Consider the following 2753-nt stretch of genomic DNA (forward strand, 5'->3'; position numbering starts at 1 on the left):
CTTTTCCAGTATTATTTTTGATCAGTGGACAGCAACGATTCTGCACGGCATCTGCCTTGAAATCTGTTGTCTGGGTTAGCAGCCAATCTATTTATTCGATGCCAGAAACCGTAGGGGGAATATTACGCGGAAAATGTATTATGAGTAAGGCGGTTAATTTCACGGATCAATCCAAATATTTTTCCATGCACCTGCATATTCTTATTTTCCAATCCAGTCCGTCACTCAGTCCCTGTGCAGCAATCCCCTGTCTTGAGTCTTTTCAGCTTTCAGCCTTGGAATCTTTATCCCTTGCCCTCTGCCCTTCGGTTGGCGCAAGCAAGGAAAACCCGTGATCCGCGAAATGCGGTTTAAAACAGAACGCCTTATCAATCACATGCGCGTGCATGGCTACAAAGCTGACGCAATCCACCAGGCTCACCCTTTTGCGGCCCAAATTCAGCCAGAGCTCATAGGCCCGCTGGTGCATCCCCGCATCCACCCACAGGACATTGAGAACCCCCAGAATGTCCTTGTGCCAGAGCCGTGCCGCCTCAAACCCGATCCGCTTCTGAAGCAGACCGATGGTCTCCCAGACCACGTAGTTTGAGGTTAAAAGGCGGAAGCTGTCATTGAGCAGGTCCGTCCATAAGGCGGACGCCTGAGCATGATACCGGTCGGATCGATCAATGAGCGCGTAAAACGCCGAAGTGTCGACAAATACTTTCAAATTGGGATCGTTTGGAACGTTATGTTCGTTTGGAGCGTTGGAAACGAAGCGCTTTCAGGTTTCAGCCCTCATCCCTTGTTTTTCAGGTCTCAGGTTTCAGCCCTCATCCCTTAGTCCTGAGTCCTCAGTCTCATTCCCCGTAGCAAAGCTGCCGACGGCCAACAGGGCTTTCTTCTTTTTGGCGCTCAGTTCCCGGTTCCTTTCGGAATGGGCCCGATAAGCCTCGATGCAGTCCCGAATAACCTGGGACATGGAGATGTTGTTTTCAAGAGCGAATTTCTTGAGCCAGATGATCTGCTCGTTTTGAAGCTGAATTTGTGTTCGGATCATGATGATCGTTGAATTGGTTTGATTTTTTTATCCGGTTTGGATAGTTTGGATCGTTGAGCTTATCCCTTAATCCATATGCCTTTGGCTATAACACATCAGTGATGACACTGTTTTGCATCATGATGTAAGAGCCTCAGAAATCAAGCATATGTTCAGAGTGTTAGCGTTATTGCCATCTCTTCTATACAGCTCCGCCCCTTGGGTTACATGTGTAATCAATCTTAACCTATCGTTTTTGTGTACAAAAGTACCATTTATTACTGCCGGTCAAAGGGTCACGCCGGTAATCTCATTGGATCAAACAGGCTTATAAGAGGGTCGGGTTTTTTAAATAAATTCAATGCCCTTTTTATTCCCGTCTAAAATTATGATTAGCATCAATTCACAGCGGGCACTATCGGTAAAAGGTATTATTTTTTCGTATTTTTTGAAATCCATAAACTAGGTAAAAAGTACTAGATCAATTTTCAGCCTAACCTATTCTACCGATATGATAACTCATAACAATACGCAAAAAAACCATCCGTTTAGCGTATTGTTTTACGAATAAATGAATTGTATTTATATATAAAAGATGAATTTATGAAATTAGATAGCGACAACGACTCTCCGCGGTTTTTATTCCTATAATATATGATTTTCGAAGCTGTACTGATCTGAAAGCCTTGAATTCGGCAACCTTCGATTTCAAACGAACTGAAAGAGTTTGGCGTGACTGAAACCGAAAGAAGGCAAACAGAAAGATTTGATCTTAAACTGCTGGCGTTGCTTTCGATGATGGATGAAAGCCAAAAGCCTGTAAGTTGTGAAGTGATGACCAGGGATATCAGTTCGGAGGGGGCTTTTTTCCTCAATTGCAAGCCAATGCCGGTGGGTTCGGATGTAAAAGTGGACCTGATGCTCTTCTTGGAGAACAGATACAAGCTTAAAAAGGAAAAGATACATATTCACATTAAAGGATGGGTGGTTCGCACGGATGAACTCGGCATAGCCGTCTATTTTGACAGAAAATACAAAATATTTCCACATAATGCGTAATTTTTCAGAAAGCGCCATCGGGCAACTCTGAAAGCAGCGAAAGAACTGTAACAAGAACGTTAAAATACAAGGGGATTTTGGCGCAGAGCCTGGGATAGTTGTTGAGTCTTTTAAAAACAAAAAAGAAGGGGGGAAAATTATGAAAAAAAGTTTGAGGTTGTTTATTTTTGTAGGTGTTTTTTTGGGGTTCTTTGTATCGGGGACGGCGTTTGCCGATATTATCTCTTTTGATTTAAATATCGGCAATGATGCCCTTTCGGGCGGGCCGTGGGCGGCTGTCGAGGTGAATCAGTCGGGCGATGAGGCGCTCATAACCGTAACGCGTTATGGTGATTTTTTGATTAATGCTTTCGGCATCAATCCAACCGGATATACAGGGTACGCCGATGTTTCGCCCGATTACTTCGCGGCAAGTGCGATTCCGGGATCTCCCAACCCCTTGCAGCCCAAAAACATAGCTGGATTTGGGAGGTACAGCCTTATATTGGGGACGAACCCGCCTAATGCGGTTGACACTCTAAGCTTCACTTTGTTTGGAACGGGGTGGATGAGTGCGGCTGATGTTTTAGCTTTCAATGATAAGGGGTATTTGGCGGCCGCACACATACTCATGAACGACGGTTCCGGTAACACAGGATTCGCATCGGCCGTTCCCATTCCGGCGGCAGTCTGGCTG

At 44.9% G+C, this 2753-nt stretch carries 4 protein-coding genes; 2 read left to right on the forward strand and 2 right to left on the reverse strand.

The window, feature by feature from the left end; translation table 11 throughout:
- Nucleotides 1-262: 262 nt before the first annotated feature.
- Complete coding sequence (locus B3D59_RS09615; protein WP_286819347.1) at nucleotides 263-709, reverse strand: type II toxin-antitoxin system VapC family toxin; 447 nt, start codon at nucleotides 707-709, stop codon at nucleotides 263-265.
- A gap of 96 nt (nucleotides 710-805) precedes the next feature.
- A complete protein-coding gene (locus B3D59_RS09620; RefSeq protein WP_286819348.1) occupies nucleotides 806-1039 on the reverse strand; it encodes a hypothetical protein in 234 nt (77 codons plus the stop codon).
- Between the two features lie 711 nt (nucleotides 1040-1750).
- Between B3D59_RS09620 and B3D59_RS09625 the strand changes: the two genes are divergently transcribed.
- Both B3D59_RS09625 and B3D59_RS09630 read left to right on the forward strand, forming a co-directional pair.
- The gene (locus B3D59_RS09625) at nucleotides 1751-2077 is read left to right on the forward strand and encodes a PilZ domain-containing protein (protein ID WP_286819349.1); all 327 of its coding nucleotides are present in this window, start codon (nucleotides 1751-1753) and stop codon (nucleotides 2075-2077) included.
- A gap of 139 nt (nucleotides 2078-2216) precedes the next feature.
- On the forward strand, nucleotides 2217-2753 hold a 537-nt coding region (locus tag B3D59_RS09630; protein WP_286819350.1), incomplete at its 3' end, for a hypothetical protein.

This window comes from Desulfobacter sp. UBA2225 (assembly GCF_002348205.1).
Classification (GTDB): Bacteria; Desulfobacterota; Desulfobacteria; order Desulfobacterales; family Desulfobacteraceae; genus Desulfobacter; species Desulfobacter postgatei.